Origin of the sequence: Paenarthrobacter sp. CAP02 (assembly GCF_040137855.1) — a bacterium.
In the GTDB taxonomy this organism is placed as follows: domain Bacteria; phylum Actinomycetota; class Actinomycetes; order Actinomycetales; family Micrococcaceae; genus Arthrobacter.
Genome location: NZ_JBEEII010000001.1, coordinates 44,609 through 62,213, shown reverse-complemented (window position 1 = coordinate 62,213; position 17,605 = coordinate 44,609). Strand labels below are relative to the sequence as shown.

The 17,605-nt window shown below is 63.9% G+C and carries 15 protein-coding genes; 3 read left to right on the top strand and 12 right to left on the bottom strand.

Annotation, left to right across the window (positions count from 1 at the left end):
* Positions 1–65 precede the first annotated feature (65 nt).
* The 5 genes from ABHM97_RS00340 to ABHM97_RS00320 all read right to left on the bottom strand — a co-directional run bounded on the left by ABHM97_RS00340 (position 66) and on the right by ABHM97_RS00320 (position 6,548).
* A complete protein-coding gene (locus ABHM97_RS00340) occupies positions 66–1,046 on the bottom strand; it encodes an ABC transporter permease (RefSeq protein WP_253030989.1) in 981 nt (326 codons plus the stop codon).
* The gene (locus ABHM97_RS00335; RefSeq protein WP_253030988.1) at positions 1,043–2,569 is read right to left on the bottom strand and encodes a sugar ABC transporter ATP-binding protein; all 1,527 of its coding nucleotides are present in this window, start codon (positions 2,567–2,569) and stop codon (positions 1,043–1,045) included. Before ABHM97_RS00335 ends, ABHM97_RS00340 begins: the two co-directional genes overlap by 4 nt.
* Positions 2,566–3,594 (bottom strand): sugar ABC transporter substrate-binding protein, encoded by a 1,029-nt coding sequence (locus ABHM97_RS00330; RefSeq protein ID WP_349469161.1) that lies wholly within the window; start codon positions 3,592–3,594, stop codon positions 2,566–2,568. The genes ABHM97_RS00335 and ABHM97_RS00330 overlap by 4 nt, the downstream gene beginning before the upstream one ends.
* Positions 3,595–4,326: 732 nt before the next feature.
* Positions 4,327–4,767, bottom strand: coding sequence for a DUF4913 domain-containing protein (locus tag ABHM97_RS00325; RefSeq protein WP_253030986.1), 441 nt, complete (start codon positions 4,765–4,767; stop codon positions 4,327–4,329).
* 11 nt (positions 4,768–4,778) lie between these two features.
* Entirely contained in the window at positions 4,779–6,548 is a 1,770-nt protein-coding gene (locus tag ABHM97_RS00320) for a type IV secretory system conjugative DNA transfer family protein (RefSeq protein ID WP_349469160.1), read from the bottom strand.
* A 227-nt stretch (positions 6,549–6,775) separates the two neighbouring features.
* On the opposite strand from ABHM97_RS00320, the gene ABHM97_RS00315 reads away from it, so the two are divergent.
* From ABHM97_RS00315 to ABHM97_RS00305, 3 genes are all read left to right on the top strand, one after another.
* Positions 6,776–7,867, top strand: coding sequence for a tyrosine-type recombinase/integrase (locus ABHM97_RS00315; protein ID WP_307311629.1), 1,092 nt, complete (start codon positions 6,776–6,778; stop codon positions 7,865–7,867).
* A gap of 4 nt (positions 7,868–7,871) precedes the next feature.
* Positions 7,872–8,255, top strand: coding sequence for a helix-turn-helix domain-containing protein (locus ABHM97_RS00310; protein WP_253030982.1), 384 nt, complete (start codon positions 7,872–7,874; stop codon positions 8,253–8,255).
* Positions 8,256–8,662: 407 nt separating this feature from the next.
* A complete protein-coding gene (locus ABHM97_RS00305; protein ID WP_253030981.1) occupies positions 8,663–10,027 on the top strand; it encodes a site-specific integrase in 1,365 nt (454 codons plus the stop codon).
* A gap of 65 nt (positions 10,028–10,092) precedes the next feature.
* Here ABHM97_RS00305 and ABHM97_RS00300 read toward each other — a convergent pair whose 3' ends face one another.
* From ABHM97_RS00300 to ABHM97_RS00270, 7 genes are read right to left on the bottom strand one after another with little or no spacing between them, the layout of a single operon-like run.
* Positions 10,093–11,631 carry a helicase HerA domain-containing protein gene (locus ABHM97_RS00300; RefSeq protein WP_253030980.1) on the bottom strand — a complete coding sequence of 513 codons (1,539 nt, stop codon included), beginning with the start codon at positions 11,629–11,631 and terminating at the stop codon, positions 10,093–10,095.
* Positions 11,631–13,139 carry an SCO6880 family protein gene (locus ABHM97_RS00295; protein WP_349469159.1) on the bottom strand — a complete coding sequence of 503 codons (1,509 nt, stop codon included), beginning with the start codon at positions 13,137–13,139 and terminating at the stop codon, positions 11,631–11,633. The genes ABHM97_RS00300 and ABHM97_RS00295 overlap by 1 nt, the downstream gene beginning before the upstream one ends.
* Positions 13,126–14,418, bottom strand: a complete 1,293-nt coding sequence (locus tag ABHM97_RS00290; protein ID WP_253030979.1) for a TrbL/VirB6 family protein — start codon at positions 14,416–14,418, stop codon at positions 13,126–13,128. The genes ABHM97_RS00295 and ABHM97_RS00290 overlap by 14 nt, the downstream gene beginning before the upstream one ends.
* A gap of 1 nt (position 14,419) precedes the next feature.
* A complete protein-coding gene (locus tag ABHM97_RS00285) occupies positions 14,420–15,166 on the bottom strand; it encodes a DUF8175 domain-containg protein (protein ID WP_253030978.1) in 747 nt (248 codons plus the stop codon).
* Between the two features lie 27 nt (positions 15,167–15,193).
* Positions 15,194–15,463: a hypothetical protein gene (locus ABHM97_RS00280; protein ID WP_253030977.1), complete on the bottom strand. Its 270-nt coding sequence runs from the start codon at positions 15,461–15,463 to the stop codon at positions 15,194–15,196.
* A gap of 11 nt (positions 15,464–15,474) precedes the next feature.
* Entirely contained in the window at positions 15,475–16,083 is a 609-nt protein-coding gene (locus ABHM97_RS00275) for a DUF6668 family protein (protein WP_253030976.1), read from the bottom strand.
* Between the two features lie 34 nt (positions 16,084–16,117).
* Positions 16,118–17,602, bottom strand: a complete 1,485-nt coding sequence (locus tag ABHM97_RS00270; RefSeq protein ID WP_253030975.1) for a chromosome partitioning protein ParA — start codon at positions 17,600–17,602, stop codon at positions 16,118–16,120.
* Positions 17,603–17,605 lie beyond the last annotated feature (3 nt).

The following is a 17,605-nucleotide window of genomic DNA, read 5'->3' as shown; positions in this document are numbered from 1 at the left end:
TAAGAACGTCATCGAGGCCGAAGACCGAGGCAGGGGTGTTCGTTTCAGCTTGGCGATCAAAGCACTCATCGAACCCGTCTCCTCATCTGGAAAATTAGCAACACAATTAGCACCAGCACACCGGTTACCAGCATCTGGGCGCCTCCGCCGAACCCGCGAAGCAGGAGCATGTTTGAGATCAGAGCGATGAAGAGGGCACCATATACGGTGTGCTGGACCTTTCCCCGGCCCCCGCCAGCCGCGGCACCGCCGACGAGAACGGCGGCGATAGCGTCGTACGTGTACCGGTCCCCGCCGCTGAGCAAAGTGGCATTCCCGTCCGTTGCCCCGAGCAGGACACCTCCCAAAGCAGCGCAACCTCCTGCAATTACGAAACCTGCCACCACCGTGCCGGTGACGGGAATTCCTGCGGCACGCGCGGCCCGGGAATTCTCCCCAACCAACCGAATCAGCTGACCCGTCCGGCTCCAGGACAGCCACGCGGCAACAGCGAGAACCAGCGCCACCAGTACATAGACGGACAGCGGCAGCCCCGCATAAACAGCGCTCAACCACTGGTAGGAAGCACCCGCTGGCGGGTAGACAGTCGACTGATTTGTCAGCCAGGACGCCACACCAATCTGGAGCGAGCCGAGGCCGACCGTGACAACGATGGGGTTGGCCGCGAGTCCGCCGATGAGCAAACCCTGAACAGCACAAACCAATGCACCCATGACTATCGTCAGAACCAGCGCCGGCAGCACTCCGATGCTCATCCAACTAAGAAAAGCCATGGACGAGATGGTCAGTGTGCTACCCAGGGTGAGGCAAAAGAGGCTCCCGCTCAGGGTGACACACGTCATCCCCACGGCCACGATCCCGAGAATGCCCACTCCCGACACGGTTGCCTTGAGCCCTTCGAGCGTGAGAAACCCATCCGTGGTTAAAGCCCCATAGACCAGAACGGCAAGTGTCGCCACGGCCAGGAGAGTCTCTGCGCGGCCGATACTCCGTCGATTTTTCCGGCCCGACTCGGTGGGCACGGTCAGCACCATCTCCCCGGTCATGGGTTCACCACTTCTCTCTCAACATGAGTCATGTCCGACAGGAGCTCCTCCGTTGTGACTTCGGCCCGCGGTCTCGCCGAGACGATGCGCCCGGCGCTGAGGGTCACCACTTCATCGGCGAGATCAAGGATTTCGTCCAACTCGGTTGAGGCGAATACGACGGCGTTCCCTGCCGTGGCAGCGTCGCGTATCAGCCGGTGGATTTCGCTTCGGCCCGCAACATCGACTCCCCTGGTGGGTTCGTCCAGGAGCAGGACTCCCTTGTCCCCGCGCATAAGACAGCGACCGAGAAACGCCTTTTGTTGGTTTCCTCCGCTGAACGTCCCCACAGGTGATGCCATTTTCGATTCCAGCCCTACGATTCGCGCTAGCCCTGAGGCAATGGAGCGAAGCGCCCGTGACCTGACGAATCCGGCCCGGGACAGCGAATCTAGTCGGGTCGCGACAAGGTTCGTCTGCGTCGACTGCTCAAGGAACAGCCCCTCTGATTTCCGGTCGTTCGACACGTAGGATAAACCGGCACGCAACGATGCCGAAGGCGACCCAAGGCGTACGCGCTTGTCCTCGGCAAAGACAAGTCCCGATGCCTCGGGGACGAGGCCGGCCAGTGCCCGCAACACGTCGCCTGCGCCCGAACCAATCTGACCTGCAAGGGCCACGATGCGGCCCCGGTCCACCGCCAGGTCAATTCCGTGGAGACGAGGTGTCTGCAGCCCGCGGACCTGCAGCCTCGGAGAAACCTCAGCAGCCAGGACCGGTCGCACCGTGTCATCACCCTTGACCTCACCGACCATGAGTTCGATCAATGACCGCTTAACGAGCTTCCCGACTTCCGAGGTGGTGACTTTGTTGCCGTCCCGGAAAACGCTCACCTTGTCGCAGATTTCGAGAACCTCGCCTAGCCGGTGCGAAACATACAGAACACTCGTTCCCTCCGACGCCGCAGTCTTCACGGCCTTGAAAACCAGGTCGATCTCTACGTCACTGAGAGTTGCCGTGGGTTCGTCCAGTATCAGCAGACGTCCGCCCCTGCCCAGTGCCCGGGCGATCTCGACGAGTTGCCGCTCCCCCAGGGAAAGGCGCTCGACCAGGGTCAACGGGTTGAGGCCCTCCAGCCCGACCCTGGCCAAAAGTCCCTTGACGAAAAGTTCAGATGTGGCGTGTCGGACGAAGAACGGAGCATTCGGGAGACCGAGCAGCAGGTTTTCGCGGACCGACAATGCGGGGATGAGGCTGATCTCCTGATCGACAACGGAGACTCCCGCCCGTTGGGCATCGCCAGGGTGATGGAAGTCCACCGTCCTTCCGTCGATCGCCATGGTTCCGGCGTCCTGCCTAACGATTCCGGACAGGACCTTGACCAAGGTGCTCTTTCCCGCCCCATTATGGCCGCAGAGAGCGTGTATTTCCCCGGCTTCAACAGTGAGATCAATTCCTTTCAGAGCGTGAAGTGCGCCGTAGCTCTTCGTCACGCCGGCCATCTGCAGCCTCGGAGGTTCAGACCGCTGATCCCTATCGGTCACGGGCAAATCTTTCCGTCGAGAGCTGCCTGTACGTTGGCAGCGGTGATGCGGCTTTCGGGCGCGAACAGTTTCTTCGGAAGGTCCTCACCGGCCAGATACTTCAGGGTCATCTCGACCGTGTACTTTGCCTCCTCCTCGGGGCTCTCAGAAGCAGTTCCAAACAGTTCCCCGGCCTTGATGGATTCAAGACCGCTCATGTAGCAGTTACTACCAGAGACAACGAGGCCTTTATCTCCGCCCACCGTCGTGCCGGCCTGCTTGGCACCCTGGATGATCCCCAATGCCTGATTGTCTGCCATGCCATACGCGGCCTGGATGCCGCCCTTGCTCGCATACTTAGCCAAAAGCTGCTGAGCGAGTCGCTGCGACGTGGCCTGGTCCCAGTTGCCGTCCTCTACAGCGACCAAATCCAAACCTTCTACGGTCGCGAGTTCCTTCTTGAAAGCTTCCAGCCTCACTGAGACCTGTTCCGTGCCTGCCGTCCCCGTGATCGCAATGACGTTGCCTTTCGAAACTCCCTGCTTTTTCAAGCCCTCGATGATGTTCTGGGCGGCGAATTTGCCCAGACTCACCTGGTCCGACTCGACTGAAAGCGCAAAAAGATCGTCGGCCGGCTTCGGCGGCGAAGTCATGTTGATGACCGGGATCCCGGCGGTCTGCGCGCGCGTAAGTCCAGGAGTCAGCGCCCGGTAGTCCAGGCCGAGCAACATGATCAGATCCGGTTTGGCTGCAACGGCGCGGTCTAGGTTTTGGACCTGGACCTGCGGGTCGAAGGGATCCTGGAGATACGTGACCTTGGCGCCCTTTGCCTCCATGCCTTCGATGACGACGGCGTTGTAGATCTTCGTCCAGGGGTTAACATCGCCGGCACCCACCAGGTAAACATTCATCCCGGACACGTCTTTGGTAGCCATCGCCGCGGGCTTTTCGGCCGCCGCCGCTCCGCAGGAGACGGTCCCAAACACCAGAGCCCCGGCTGCCAGGGCCGCCCCGATCTTCGAAGTAGAACTGTGAATCTTGATCATGGTCATTCAGCTTTCACTCGTAAGTCTCATGACTGCACGCCGGGCCCCACGCCTTCGTGATGTCCGGATACCCCGGCGCACTGGCGGGGCTCCACTGGTCAGATCGACTCTAGGAGCGGTCAAGGGGTCAAATGAAACACCTATTTGAGCCGGTCAACAACCACAGATTGTGAATCGGTGAATCCAAATAGTGTTGCCCACATCACATTTCACCTAGCGTTGGCGGGGCCCGCCGCGTCATGACCCCGGTGTAGAGCGGGAAACTTCGTGAAAATCCAAAAACTAGGGATGATCCGGGTGGATGTGGATGTGGATGTGGATGTGGATGTGGATGTGGATGTGGACGGCACACAAGCCCAGAGTCACGAGCCCAGGGCTATGAGGGCGTCCGGAGCCTGGCAACCTCACGAAACGCGCCAACTCGCTGATGGTGGAACCGGCTCTGGAACTCCACACGACCCGGGCCCTGATCGACAGCCACTTGAACCGCTTGCGGGACGCCCGGCATCCTGCAGTACCAACGCCCATCGGTTCTTACAGCGGTCTCGCGCAACACTCGGTTGCGAGAAGAGGTGCAATCAATGAGGTTGCTTAAAGAGCATCTGCCCTAATGACGCCGAGGGGAACCGAAATGCATCAAGAGCGGGCCCAGTCCCAGACGCTAGCGGAAGCTTAATTCGAGACAACGCAATAGGGGCGGTTCAATGGACCACCACTACTCGCACTCAACCGTTAGTCTTGCAGTCGTACATCAGGGAACCACCCTGCTGGTGCACGTTTTGGCTCCAGATGTTCGGGGTCCCTGTGCTTTTGATTATCGCATTTGTAGAACGGGCCGCGGGGGTCCAGGAGCACGCTCATGTGGTGGTCCGCGTGGTCCTTCCACCAGACACTGATACCCGTTGCCCCGTCGAGGCGCAGATGTTCCCAGGCCCGCCACAGCGCTTCCACGCGGGAAAGGGCTTCGGGGTGGAAGTACCACTCGATGCACCATTTGGCGGCGCGGCCGTCGACGTCGCGGACGTAGGTCGGCAGCAGCTGCTCGTGCAGGAACTCCTCGGCTGAGCCGTAGACCAGTTCAGGTGGCTTCTGCTCTTCCGCGGGCCTTTCGGCGGGTGCCTCTGTCTCGCCGGTAGCAAGAGCTGTGCTGAATCGTCCGATGTCGCTGTTCATCTCAGCGCCTCCTACGTCGTGACCCAGGGATTGGCCACCGGCTCGGCTGCCGCCGGTGCGGTCGGTTCTTCGGGGCGGGGGCTGTAGGTCTTGATGGATGCCTCGACGGCTTCTTTGTGGGGCCCGGTGTACCAGGGCAGTGTCCGGACGAGGGTGGCGGGTGCGCCGGAGGCGAGGACGACGGCGCGGCCACGGTCGAGTTCGGCGAGGTTGGAGACGTCGAAGATGCGTTCCTTGCCTTCCTGCCGGGAGCGGCTGGAGCCGGATTTTCCGGAGGAAATGGAGACGTTGGTGTAGCTGTAGTCCCCGATCAGGTCTGAGAGGGCGCGGAGGAAGCCTTCTTCGGCGACGCCGCCGCCGTAGACCTTGACGTTGGCGGCGGACCAGATTTTCCGCATGTTTGCCTCGCCCCAGAGTTCGACGCCCTGTGACCAGGACTGCAGGATGCCCATGACGATCAGGCCCTTGGAGCCGTAGTGGCTGAACTGGTCCGGCAGGCCGGCCCAGCGGACGACGTTGGCCAGCTCGTCCAGGGCGAACAGTGCCGGCAGTGGCAGGCGGCCGCCGCTGCGCTCGGCGCGTTCCTCCATGGCCTCGGCGATGGCCACCGTCAGTGCTGTGGTGAGGGGTGCGGCGGAGCCGGCCCCTTCCTTGGAGAGAATGTAGATCGTCTCCTGTGAGGCGGCGAAGTCGTGCGGCTTGAACTGTCGGCGGGGGTCCGTGGCCACGGACTCGCCGCGTGCCGGGGCGACCCAGCGCAGCGTGTTCCTGCTTTTGAGGCATTGGATCATCTTCTCGGCGGTGCCGAAGATACCGTCGCGCTGCTTGTCAGCCAGCTTCAGCGTGGACTCCAGGCCCTTGTACTGGAGCTCGTAGTCGTGTTCTTTCAGGATTTCGATGGGTTCTTGGCTGACCTGCTCCGTCACCCATAGATACACCTGGGTGATGGGCAGCTCCCCGAGCGCGGCCGCGAGGAAGTACGAGGAGAGGATGTCTTCGGCTTTGGGATCGAAGTAGGCATCCGGCTTTGACCCGGGGGTACGCGAACCGACCGAGAAGTGCTGGGTGAGTTTGTGGGCCTTCTCTTCGTCCGTTACGTAGGAGAGGGGGTTCCACCACCAGTCGGGTTCCTCCTGGGCGATCTTCTGCGGATCAAACACCCACACCGGAGCGGTCAGGACCCGGACGCCGCGGGTGCCGTCCACCACGTCGCGCTTGTTCGAGGTCGAGACGACGGCACCAGGTGCGTCCAGGATCGCGGGCATAACCCGGGAGGTCGACTTACCCGTCCGTGGCCCCCAGATGTCGATGCTGAGGTCTTCCCAGGACTGAATGAACTTCTGGCCGGTGGAAACCACCTTTCCCACCACAATGCCCGGAGTGTCCTTCACGCCGAGGCGCTCGGCCGTGGCTTGTGCGCCCTTCTCGGAGAACGCGGCCAGCGACTTCCCACGGCCCAGGTACCGGGCGGCCTTATCGACCCGAGCACGCTTGGACGCGCCCTTCCTCCAGGCCACCAGCACGACGATGGTCAGGACCACGATCACGCCGGCCATGAGGGACGCGGCGACGGTGGACTGGGCTGGCCAGGGCACCCGTCCCTTGATCAGCCCGGCAATCAGATCAATCGGATGGGCGGGCGGTGCCTCGATGCCGGCCATCCAAGAACCCACGTGAGCGGCCGCGTAGGTCCCGCCGCCAAAGACGACGATAAAGCCAATAGCCAGCCAGACCAGCAGGGCATCCCCGAGGCCCATTCCTTTACGGTTCGGTGCGCTCACAGTGCGCCTCCCTCGCCGGGCAGCTCAGGAGCTGCTGGCCCAAGGAGAGAATCAGCCGGTGTCTCTATTCGCTCAGGTTCGTTGGGCTGATTTGGGGCTTGAAGTCGCGTTTGGGCAGGTGGCGTTGGATCGAAGCCGCTGTGGGACCAAACCGATGAACCATCGACGAGAGTGACGGTTTGGGCGTAATGTCGACGCATGCTCGCTCCTTCTGAAGTTGTTGACTGATGGCGCTGGTGGTGTTGCCTGGTGGGGCCGCCATGGATCCGGGGTTCTGGAGTGTGCAGGCGGCCGAGGACTTCGAGCAGGAGATCGTTGACCAGTACGCGCTGGCGATGGCGGCGGCTGGTCTGAGCGACTCGCACATCCGCAATACCCGGGCGACAATCATCGAATTTGCCCGGTCGGTGACTGGACCGTTGTGGACGGCGACGTGTCAGGATGCTGACCGGTTCCTTGCCGAGCAGAAGCGGCTGGGACGCAGTGTGAGCACCAGAGCCGGCAAGGCAGGGACGCTGGCGCTGTTTTACGAGTTCGTGATCAGCCGTTACCAGGGCCGGATACATCGGGCGACCGGGGTGCTGGTCGAACAGCCCATTGATGAGTTCAACCGCCCGTCCGGGGCATCCCTTGGCAAAGTCCGGGTGCCACCGTCGGATGCCGAGATCGAAACGTTCTTTACTTCCTGGCGGCACTCGATCCCGCAGGCCCGCAAGTATCTGCCTGCCGCGCGGGATTACTTCGCTGCCTCGCTGTGGCGTCGGCTGGGGCTGCGGATTAACGAAACGGTGATGCTCGATATCCGTGACTGGCGCCCGGACCTGGGCGGGTTCGGCAAGCTCCATGTCCGGTTCGGCAAAGGAGCTCACGGCCGTGGCCCGAAGCCGCGTCTTGTGCCCGCGATCAACGGCGCTGCAGAGCTGATCGACTGGTGGCTGGGCGATGTCCGACACCTGTACGGCGGGGACTGGGAGGATCCGGACGCACCTCTGCTGCCCTCGGAGCGCTTTGACCGTGAGCTGGGCCGATGCGGCCGGGTCGGTGACAACGCACTGCGGCGCAGCCTGGGGTTGCAGATCGATCAGTGGTTGCCGGCATGGTCGGGGCGGATGACTCCCCACGTCCTGCGGCATTACTGCGCCTCCTCGCTCTACGGGGCCGGGATGGACATCAAGGCCCTCCAGGAACTGCTGGGTCATCAGTGGCTTGCGACTACCTCGGGCTACATCCACGTGCGCAGCGAGTACGTCGAGCAAGCCTGGAAAAACGCCAATGAGCGGATCGAGTCCCGATTCGCGACAACACAAAAGGAAGGATGAGACCGTGCAGTGGAACCTGCGGATCCGCGCCGCTGAACGTGGGATCTGGAAGTCAGCGCAGATACGCCGGATGCTCGCCGATGCCGGCCTAGAGATCAGTGCCGGGAAGATGTCCTCGTGGTGGGCCGGAACGCCGGCCACGATGAGACTCGAAGAGCTTGACGTGCTCTGCTCGGTGTTGAAATGCACACCGGCAGACCTGATGACCCCCGAACCTGACAAGGTCGCCGCACGTCGCCCACGCGTCACCGAGACCATAAACGGCAACGACACCGGCGCCGGCACCGGCGATGGTAGGCCGTCTTCCGTTGTGTCTCCGAGTTTTGGCAAGGTATCACCGGTCGTAACGCCGAGATTCGGCAAGCCACGGTCCGAGCCTCCCCTGTAGGCAGGGCTGTTGTGAGTCCGGCTCCGGGCCCGATGGCGCCGCTTCGGCCGCCATCGATGTGCCCCCGCTGTCAGATCAACAGGGTCGCATGGGCCTATCCACGGGTGGACTATTGCTACGACTGCCTTCCCGGTGGCCCGTTCAGCCCACCTCCATGCTCCAAATGCGGCACCAGCAGGGACTACTTCAGCCAGGGCATGTGCGCCATCTGCCATCCCGGCAGTCCGCAACACCCAGGCTCGTGCAAGGAATGTTTTGCTTGGGGTGTCTACCGCCGCTACAACTGGACGTGCTGGCCTTGCCGGTGGTGGCGCTCCCACTACCCTGATGGAATCTGCGACTTTTGCGGACGCACCACCCGAGTCGGAGAGCGGCGGGCCTGCCGGCTCTGCCTGGAACAGGCACGAATGCTCCAAGAGCCTGGACGCGGTCTGGACCTGGCGGGCGCGACCAAGGCCGGCCACCAGCTCTTCTTCGCCAACATGAGCTTCCACCGTCATGGGGCGCCAAAGCTGAGCCCGGAACAACGCGCGCCATGGAAACTGCGAGACAAGAACAACCAGCGGGTCACCGCACCCGCCGCCGACATGGGCATGCAGACGACGCTGTTCGACATGCCGCCCGACCAAAAGGCTGTCGCGGCCCGTGCCCGACTCGAAGATAACGATCTGACCCGCTATTGCGCCGCCATCGTCCGTCAACATGCCCAGAGGGCCGGCTGGAGCAAACGGCAACGCAACGACGTGACCCGGTCCCTGAGGCTCCTTGAGGGCCTGCGGCCCAGCCCAACCGCTAAAGTCCGCGCCACCGACGTCCTTCAACTGCGGCAATACTCCGGCAATGTCCTCTCTACGATCGACGTACTGGCCGCGGCCGGCCTCCTCATCGAGGACCGGCCGACCCACATCGAACGCTACTTCGCTGCCAAGACCAGCACACTGCCACCGGCCATGAAGGACCAGCTCGAAATATGGCTGCAAGTCCTGATCAACGGCGCCCACCAGGCGCCCCGGCAGATCCCGCGGGACCCCAAGACCATCAAGGCGCACATCCTGGGCATCGAACCCATCATCCACGCCTGGGCCGAGGCGGGGCTCCAGTCGTTCGCCGAGGTCACCCGCGCCGACATCACAGCCGCCTTGGACGAAACCACGGCCCGGCGCCACATCGCCGGAAACGGACTCAAATCGCTCTTCACGACACTCAAAGGCCGCCGACTCATCTTCGCCAACCCGACCCGAGGGATGAAGGCGTCCCCGAAAGGCAGCACAATCCCCCTCGCCCTGGACGCCGCCGTGATCCGCGAGGAGCTGAACTCCCCGAACCAAGCCGTTGCCCTCGCGGTTTCCCTGGTAGCCTTCCACGCCCTGACCGCGCAACAGATCAGCGAGCTGAAACTCACCGACATCAGCGACGGACACCTGAAACTCGGCGACCGCGACATCCCACTGGCCGCCCCCGTACGCACACGCCTGACGGCCTGGCTCGACCACCGCAACCGAACCTGGCCAGGCACGGCCAACCCGCACCTGCTCATCAACCGGCGCACCGCGCCCAGGCTCCTGCCTGCCAGTCGACAGTTCCCCTGGGCCGGCCGGACGCTGCGGCCCCGAGTCCTGCGCGAAGACCGCATCTTGCATGAGATCCACGCGACAGGCGGGGACATCCGCCGAATCTGCGACCTGTTCGGACTCAGCGTCGAAGGCGCCACCCGTTACCTGAACACTCTCGAGCACCCCGACCTCACCCGTCAGGACACACAGGTTCCCTGAACCTAAGCACCCACACCCGCTGCAATCGCCGGGCGTACTCAAGTTCACGCCAAAAGCGTCAAAATTCACGCGAACTTCTCACTTTTGGCGTGCCACCTCGTTTGGGTGTCGTTCACGCCGTGGTCTCCGGTTTCGATCGACGTCAGCCCAACCTGCACCGGGATCCCCGGGCGGCCGCCGACCTTGATCAGGAACTTCCCGCGCCCGGGAGGTTCGACGTCGACGCCGCGCGAATCCCAGGCAGGCGGGTCCTGCCAGGAGATGAGTTTCTGCTGCTCCTGCCGGGACAACGGGATAGCGGAGGTCAGCAGCGGCATTTCAGAGGCCGGCAGACCGCCGCAGATCACCATGCCGGAACGCTCGACGAATCCGCGGGCTTTCATCCGGTCCTCTTCTGCCGGCAGTGCCAGCAGGTCGGACATGGTGTGGGAAATCATGATCTGCCCGACGCCGACGGAGCGGTTCAAACGGGTCAGGGCGTCCACCCGGTCCACCATGCCCTTACCGGAGCGCAGTGCCCGCCACAGTTCATCCAGGACGACGAAGTAGTTTCGGCGCGGTTCCAGGCCCGCGTCGGCAAGGGCGTTGGCGACGTTGACCGTGCCGAAACCGTAGGACCAGCACGCCAGGAGGACGGCGGCCTGCAGGTCCGTCTCCGTCTCATCGATGCTGGAGACATCGAAGACGACGGCGCGGTCCCGCTTCATGGGATTGGTGGTCTGCTGGGAGAAGATTTCCCCCAGCTTCCCTCCCCCGGTCAGGCCCAGCAGGGTTGCCTCCAGCGCCCGTGTCTCCTGCAGGTAGACGGCCATGTCGCCACGGTCCAGAGCGACCTGGCGAAGCTCGTCCGGTGCGGACACAATGACGTCCAGGAGGTCCTTCAGGACAGGAATACCGTCGAACCGGTCATCGAGGACCCGCAGCGCACGGTCCAGGATCGTCTGTTCCTGATCCGTGGGCGGGTTGTTCCGGCTGATCGTGATCAGCGAGACAACCATGTTCAGGCGGCGGCCGTGCGCGTCGGCCCGGACCCGGGTGGCGGCTTCGTGATGGTCGCTGGCCTCGAGGAGCTGGGCGACCTCGACGGCCTGGCCGGGATCAAGAATGTTCAGGTAGCCAACGCCACGGCCGAGCTTGATGACCTGGCCACCGAGTGCCTGGACCGCTTTGACGTGCTCGCCCTTCAAGTCCCCCAGAACGAGTGGGTGGACGCCCTGGGCGGAGAGCCCTAAGAACATGCGGCGCACCAGCGTGGACTTGCCCAGGCCGGGCTTGCCCAGGATAAAGGCGGAGGGGTTGGAAATGAGCCGTGCCCGCTGGAACCAGCTGATCGGGTCACAGCAGACCGTGGCCTGGGTTTCTTCGTGGCGTCCCAGCGGGACGCCGATCATGGGCGAGGACGCACCGGAGGAGAACGGCCACAGCCCGCAGACCTGGACCGTCGTTCCCCGGTACTCCGTCACGGACGGGACGAGGGCGGCCATGCCTCCGCCACGCCCGATCCAGCCCCGGGAGCCCGGCCCGGCCTCGCGCGGCTGGCGCTCAGCCTTCGCCGGCTCGGCTGGCTTCCTGGGGGAACGGGTGAACATCTTCATGAGGGCCATTACAGGGCATCCTTGATTTCGGAGGGCAGCAGGCTGTGCTTGGGAAGGACCAGCCCCAACGGCAGGGACGCCGCGAACGCTGTGTCCTGCGAACCGTAGGCACGGCGCAACAACACACGGGCAGTACCGGAGGTCTGTTCAATGGCCGCGACCGCATCAGCGAGCCGTTCCCTATCGGTCACGGTGGCCGTGACGACCATCCCGAAGTTCACCAGCCCGGCGCCCTGGGCTTCCTCCTGGGCGGTCTGAACAGCGGAGCGGGCATCGACCAGGGCACGTGCGGACGGCCGGTTCCCTGAGGTGATGCGGACGTTGGCGTTGTTCTGGTCCCGCTCGACCACGGCAGCTGCCCGGGCAGAATCCATCGGGCGGTACAGCAGCGAAATCCGCTTACGGTCAATGTCCCCGTGCGGGGCCAACAGCCGGGACAGGACCGAGGAGTTCACAGACCCGCGGGGTGCGCCGGTCATGGTCCACGAGGCCGAGAACGCGCTGTCGTGCCGGTAGTCATCCCAGCTTGCCTGCGTCGCGGTCGGGCCGACCTCGCCCCAGGTCAGGGAGACCGGGGAGCCGGCGGCGTGGGCTTCATCGATGATCAGCGCAGCGGGGGGATCGTAGGCGATCCGTACCACCTCGCAGAGTTCCTGGGCTGACATCGGCCGGGCAATACCAGCACCGGTGGACTGCAGCCGGGCCGACAGGCCCGGGATGCGGGAGGCGAGGTCCCGGGCCACATCTTCCGGTGTCCGCTTCTTCGATCCTGTCCGGAGGGAGGCGTTGAAGGTCAGGGACACCCAGGCGCGGACCGTGGCCGATCCCTCCGGGTAGGTGTCAACGACCTCGCGCAGAATGGCCTGGGCAAAGGCTGGCGCGTTCGGGTCGATGTTCATTTCCACTTCGTTCCGCAGCCGGTATCCGGAATCCGGTGCGGTCTCGACCGTCACGGCCGCGGCGTCCAGGCCGGCTTCGTCCGCAAGCCCGGCGAGCCAGCCGCCCCAGTTCGCCACCCACGCATCAACCTGCTCCGGGTCCACCAGTGAGGCTCCGTCAGGTTCGGTGGAGAAGATCACGGTGAAGTGGCTGGTGGTCGGCACATGCAGCAGGGCGAACGGGCGCTTGTAGGAGTCAGTGAACTCGTACAGGGTGGACTTCGCGGCCAGTCCCGGCAGCTGGTACATGCCCCACGGAGTCACGCCCAGGGGGCCGGAACGGTAGAGATTCGTTCCGGAGGACTTGGAGAGCCGGAAGCTCATCCGTGTGGCGAAGCGGTCAACAATGGACTGGCCGTGCTTGTCCTTGACGGTCAGCAGGAGGGCGCTAACCCCGGCCACGGCCAGGACAGCGAGGCCCGGGAACAGACCCCAGATAGCGAAGCTGATGATGCCCATCAACAGCCCGGCCATGACAATCCCGGTGCCGATAGCGCCGAGGTTTCCCAGGCCCGCTGAGCGCGGTACGCGCCAGTTGCCGTAGGACGGTTCTTTGTATTCGGTATTAATTGCTGCCACTGGGGCCCTCCCCGGTTGAATCCTGCGCGGTCTTTGCGATTGCCTGCGACGTCTTGGACGCCACTTGGGCGCCTGCAGCTACGGCCATGCCTGCCGGACCAGCTGCTGCTGCCCCGCTGGCTCCCGTTGCTGCCCCTGCTGTTGCTCCTGCTCTAGCAGTGCTGGCGGTCGCGGTGCTGGTAGCTCCACCCGGACCTCCAGGACCGGTTGACCCTGGCGTCGGCTGGCCGCCGCTTCCCCTGGGACCCGACGTGCCGTCACTGCCCTTCGGAGACGTGCCTGCCTGGCTGCTCTGCGTGCTCGCTGGCGTTGGTGCGGCATTGCCCTTACCGCTGCCACTGCGGCCCAAGGAGACAGCACCTGTCGCCATGGCGCCAACGACAGCCCCTGCTCCTGCTCCCCCGCCAGAGGCGACGGCGCCGACCATCGGCGTTACGAACCGCATCAGGGCTGGCAGGGCGAACAAGGCAACGACCATCAACGTGAAGCCCGTGATGGACCTAATCAGCGCGTTCTGGCCCCCGCCGGTGCCCATGAGCAGGAACGCGACCGAATAAACGATGGCAGCCGCTGGCTTGTAGAGGATGAAGGCAATAGTCCAGCCAACTGCCTTCTGGAACCACTGCCTGCCCATCTCTGTGTTCGTGAACGCGGCCGTGGTCGGCAGGATGCCCGCCAGGATCACCAACATGCCGCTGCGCACCACCATCAGCACGACCTGGACGAGAGAGGCAATCAGGCCAATCAACCCCAGGACGATCAGAATAAAAACCCCGACACCGGTCTGGTTGGTCATGACCAGGACGTTCATCGACTCTGCAAATCCCTTCCCGTCCGTGGAACGCTCGATGACGGCGACAGAAAAGGCGTCGGCCGCGACCACCAGAATCGAGATGACACCCAAGCCAAGGCCCGACACCAAAGTGAGCGTAAGCAGCGAGCGGAGCAGATCCTTAAGCGGTGCCCCACGCTGTTCCCAGATCATCCGGATGCCTCCGAGGATGACGGCGAGGACCGCCAGCGCCAGCGTCCAGGGCATCAGTTCGCTATTGACCGCAGAAACAACGGGACTTGGCGTGGTGCCGTCCTCGCTGGCCAGGTTCACCGTGGGCATGGTCACCCAGAAGGTAGACAGTGTTGTCACCATCTGGCTCATGCCCTCCATGATGGCTTTTGCAAGATTGTTGATTGCGTCGTCTGCGATCCCGGCCGCGACATTGCTGGCACCCTGCGTACTCCAGCAGTACGCGTCCCAGACCTCACATTCCTTTTCTGCCACGTCAGACGCCGGCCCAAGGGATAAATGAACTCAGGTCACTGATCTGGCGAACTGCGCCTCCGCCAGCGGGAGGGATATCCAATTTCCAATCACCGTCTTCCCACAGCAGTGACGTCGCGATAGCGCCGTATCCGCCATCGTTGCTCTTGATGGCCAGCTCGACGACGGCTGATTCGGGAGTGTACGAATGGATCATGAAACCAGCGATCTGAACCTTTGGTGAGGTCCCGCCGCCGACGTCCTTGCCTTCCTTTATGGCCTGTACAGCTTTGTCCCGCGAAGGGCTGTCAGCTGAAAGCTCCAGGTATAGCTGTTTTGCGTAGCCATTGAAGGACGATGCCCAGATGTTTGCCGTCGCATAGAGGGCTCCCGTCGGGGACTGGGCGAAGCACGACCTCAGACCGTCCTTGCCCACAGTGCCGGGGCCTGCTGTTGATGGATCTGTTGGAACGGCCATGGTTCCGAGCAAGTCCCACTTGGATTTGGGCGCGGTTCCCAGTGCAGTTTCCTTGCTCGCAGGGAGGCCGCAGACGCTCTTGCCAGCCCCAGCGGAGGCGCTGGGGCTGGCTGCGGCTGTGCTGCTGGTCTCTGTCGGGGCAGGGGCGGGCTGGGCGTTTCCCTGTCCGTTGGGGAGCAGGAAGATGACGACGGTTGCTGCGATCAGCGCGACCACCAGCGCGGCAGCGATGAGGAACCCGGGTTTGGTGAACGGATTGCTTTCGGTGGTGCTCTCTGTTGACTGGCTCATGGTGAACCTCCCGTTGTTGGTGCTGGCTTAGACGAAGGCGCGGACGATGCCGGAAGCGCCGCTGATGATGATGCAGCCCATGAGGACCCAGCCGAGCTTGGCGAGGGACTGGCCACCCTCGCCGCGTTGGAGCTGGATGACCATGCCGACGCCGACGATGATCACGCCCAGAACACCCAGGACGAGGCCAATACCGGAAGCCCAGTTCAGGACTGTGAGCAAGCCGCCGGCTTCGGCGGGAACGACCGGAGTGGGGTTGGGGATGACGCTTGCCGCAAGTGCGGAGAAGGAGTTCATGGTGAGACCTTTCAGTGGGTGGTGCTGGGTGTGATGTCGGTGGCCAGAGCGGCCAAGTCATTGATGAATCGTTCGTATTCGCGGCCCGTTGGCGGCGTTGTGGTGCCGCCGTGCCGCCAGGCTTCTACCCAGGGCAGGGTCCAGAGCCGGGGCGATCCCCCGCCGACGATTGCGGCGAAGTCACGGAGCGCTTTGGGAGTCTTCCCTGGTGCGTCCGCCAGGACGGCGAGGCCGAGCAGATCCAGCTTCGGTGCCGCACCTGATGCCCATTGGGTCAGTGCGCTCTGTGCCGTTGTCAGGCCGCGCATGTCTGCCCGGCAGACCAGCAGCACCCGGGGTGTGCTCCCGTCCTGCAGGACGGGCCAGCAGTGACCGGTGGGGCGGGCTCCGTCGAACAGGTCAGCGATGCGGCTCTCGCCGGCTCCCCCGTGGGCGCCGGTAATCCACAACGTTGGCGAGCCTGACATGGTGCGTCGGCCGAGGCGGTCTGCTGCGTCCGGTTCTACCATTCCCCTCAGCGGCGCACTGATCGCGGCCTCTGGTGGCACGTGCGTGTCCAGAGCGGCCTCCGCAGGGTCTCCGGCTGGGCGGGTGATCCAGGGGTTCAGGGACTGTTGCATGGTTCCTCCTTTCAGAATCCGTCGGTGGGTTGTTCTAGAAGCCGGCGGCGACGGCGGCCGCTGCGGCCAACCATGCCCGCTGCGTGGCGGGCTGGAGGGCTTCGTAACGGATGGGGCCGTTGACCATGGCCGGATCGTAAGGAATCCGGACGACGGCCCGCACGAACGGTTCGAAGCCGTCAGCGATCCGCCGGGCCTCGTCCCTGGCCCGCTTCAAAGCGTCCCCGCTCATGCTGCGCTTGGCGTCAGTGGATTCGGAGACGATCACAACGGCGTTGCGTGCCAGCTCCGCGTCGTGGCCACCGCGGGATTCGAGGGTCTGCAGCGTCAGCCGGGCGGCTTCGGCGCGGTCCTCGATGGCTGTCACAGGTACGACGAGCTGGTTGGTGTGGTCAATCATCCGACGCCAGTTCGCTGCCCGGGCGGTATTGCCCGAGTCCATGATCACAAGCCGGTAATAGCGGGTGAGCACCTGGTGGGCGATGTCGACTTCCTCAGCGGTGACTTCGTGGTCGCCTTCTTCGTTTTCATCCGAGCGCAGAACGTCGAATTTGTCACCGGTCTGGTGATGAACGAACTTGGCGATTTCTGCCGCGTTCGTTGAAGGTGACAGCAGCTCGGTGGAAGCATCGATGAGGTCCAGGACGCTCCGGTCGTGGGAGCCTTTTTCCGTCCGCCACCCGAGGGTGCCTTGGGACTCGTTGTTGTCCCAGGCCACTGTGGCGGCACCGCTGTAGCGGGCGAGGATGGCCGAGAGCATGACGACCGTGGGGGTCTTGTTCGCCCCGCCCTTGCGGTTCACCACCGCGATGGTGCGCGGGCCGGGCCAGTGCTGGCTGACCGTGCGAATGTCCTCACGTTCGGAGAGTTCTTCGGCTGAGGGGTCCATCCGGTATCCGAGTCGCGTGAGCGTTCCGCGCCAGCCCTGTGTTGCCGGTTCCAAAACCGGAGCGCTGACCAGGAACGAGGTTTCCTTCAGGCTGCGCCGGGTCAGCGGTGCTTCCGGGGCGGTTGCGGTGGTCTGCGGTTCTGCGGCGGCCGGCTGGGCAGGCTCAGGAGTCTCGGTTGATGGCTCGTTCTCTACGGGGTTGGGCGGCCATGGCTGGCGGTCCAGCGTTGCCGCAGCGGTGGGCTGTGCGGGGACGGCTGCTGGTTCAGGAGCAGTAACAGGGACCGTGTCGATGACGGTTGGAGCGACGGGCTCGGGGGTGGTTTCCGGGGCCTCTGCCCGGCGGCGTGCCGGGCGCGGTTCGTAGGAGACGGATTCGATCTTGTTGTCGGGGTGCACGATCAGTTCACCGTGTCCTTCGGGATCTTCGATCTGGACCCGGACGGGGCGCTGCAGTGTTTGCGCTTCGCCCACGACCAGGGCCAGGGCGTTGTTGCGGAGATCCTGTACGGAGTCCCCGGCAGGCACGATGCGGGAGTTACCCGCGACGACGACCTCAGCGGTCCCGTTGTCGCGGACGATGGCCCTGATGTTTGGAAAGGCCAGGACTTCGGTTGGTGTAGTACCCATGAA

Coding starts and splice junctions, on each gene's coding strand:
- ABHM97_RS00340 (WP_253030989.1), bottom strand. CDS start 1,046: ATGACCGGGGAGATGGTGCTGACCGTGCCCACCGAGTCGGGCCGGAAA.
- ABHM97_RS00330 (WP_349469161.1), bottom strand. CDS start 3,594: ATGATCAAGATTCACAGTTCTACTTCGAAGATCGGGGCGGCCCTGGCA.
- ABHM97_RS00325 (WP_253030986.1), bottom strand. CDS start 4,767: ATGAACAGCGACATCGGACGATTCAGCACAGCTCTTGCTACCGGCGAG.
- ABHM97_RS00315 (WP_307311629.1), top strand. CDS start 6,776: ATGGCGCTGGTGGTGTTGCCTGGTGGGGCCGCCATGGATCCGGGGTTC.
- ABHM97_RS00305 (WP_253030981.1), top strand. CDS start 8,663: ATGCTCCAAGAGCCTGGACGCGGTCTGGACCTGGCGGGCGCGACCAAG.
- ABHM97_RS00300 (WP_253030980.1), bottom strand. CDS start 11,631: ATGGCCCTCATGAAGATGTTCACCCGTTCCCCCAGGAAGCCAGCCGAG.
- ABHM97_RS00285 (WP_253030978.1), bottom strand. CDS start 15,166: ATGAGCCAGTCAACAGAGAGCACCACCGAAAGCAATCCGTTCACCAAA.
- ABHM97_RS00280 (WP_253030977.1), bottom strand. CDS start 15,463: ATGAACTCCTTCTCCGCACTTGCGGCAAGCGTCATCCCCAACCCCACT.
- ABHM97_RS00275 (WP_253030976.1), bottom strand. CDS start 16,083: ATGCAACAGTCCCTGAACCCCTGGATCACCCGCCCAGCCGGAGACCCT.
- ABHM97_RS00270 (WP_253030975.1), bottom strand. CDS start 17,602: ATGGGTACTACACCAACCGAAGTCCTGGCCTTTCCAAACATCAGGGCC.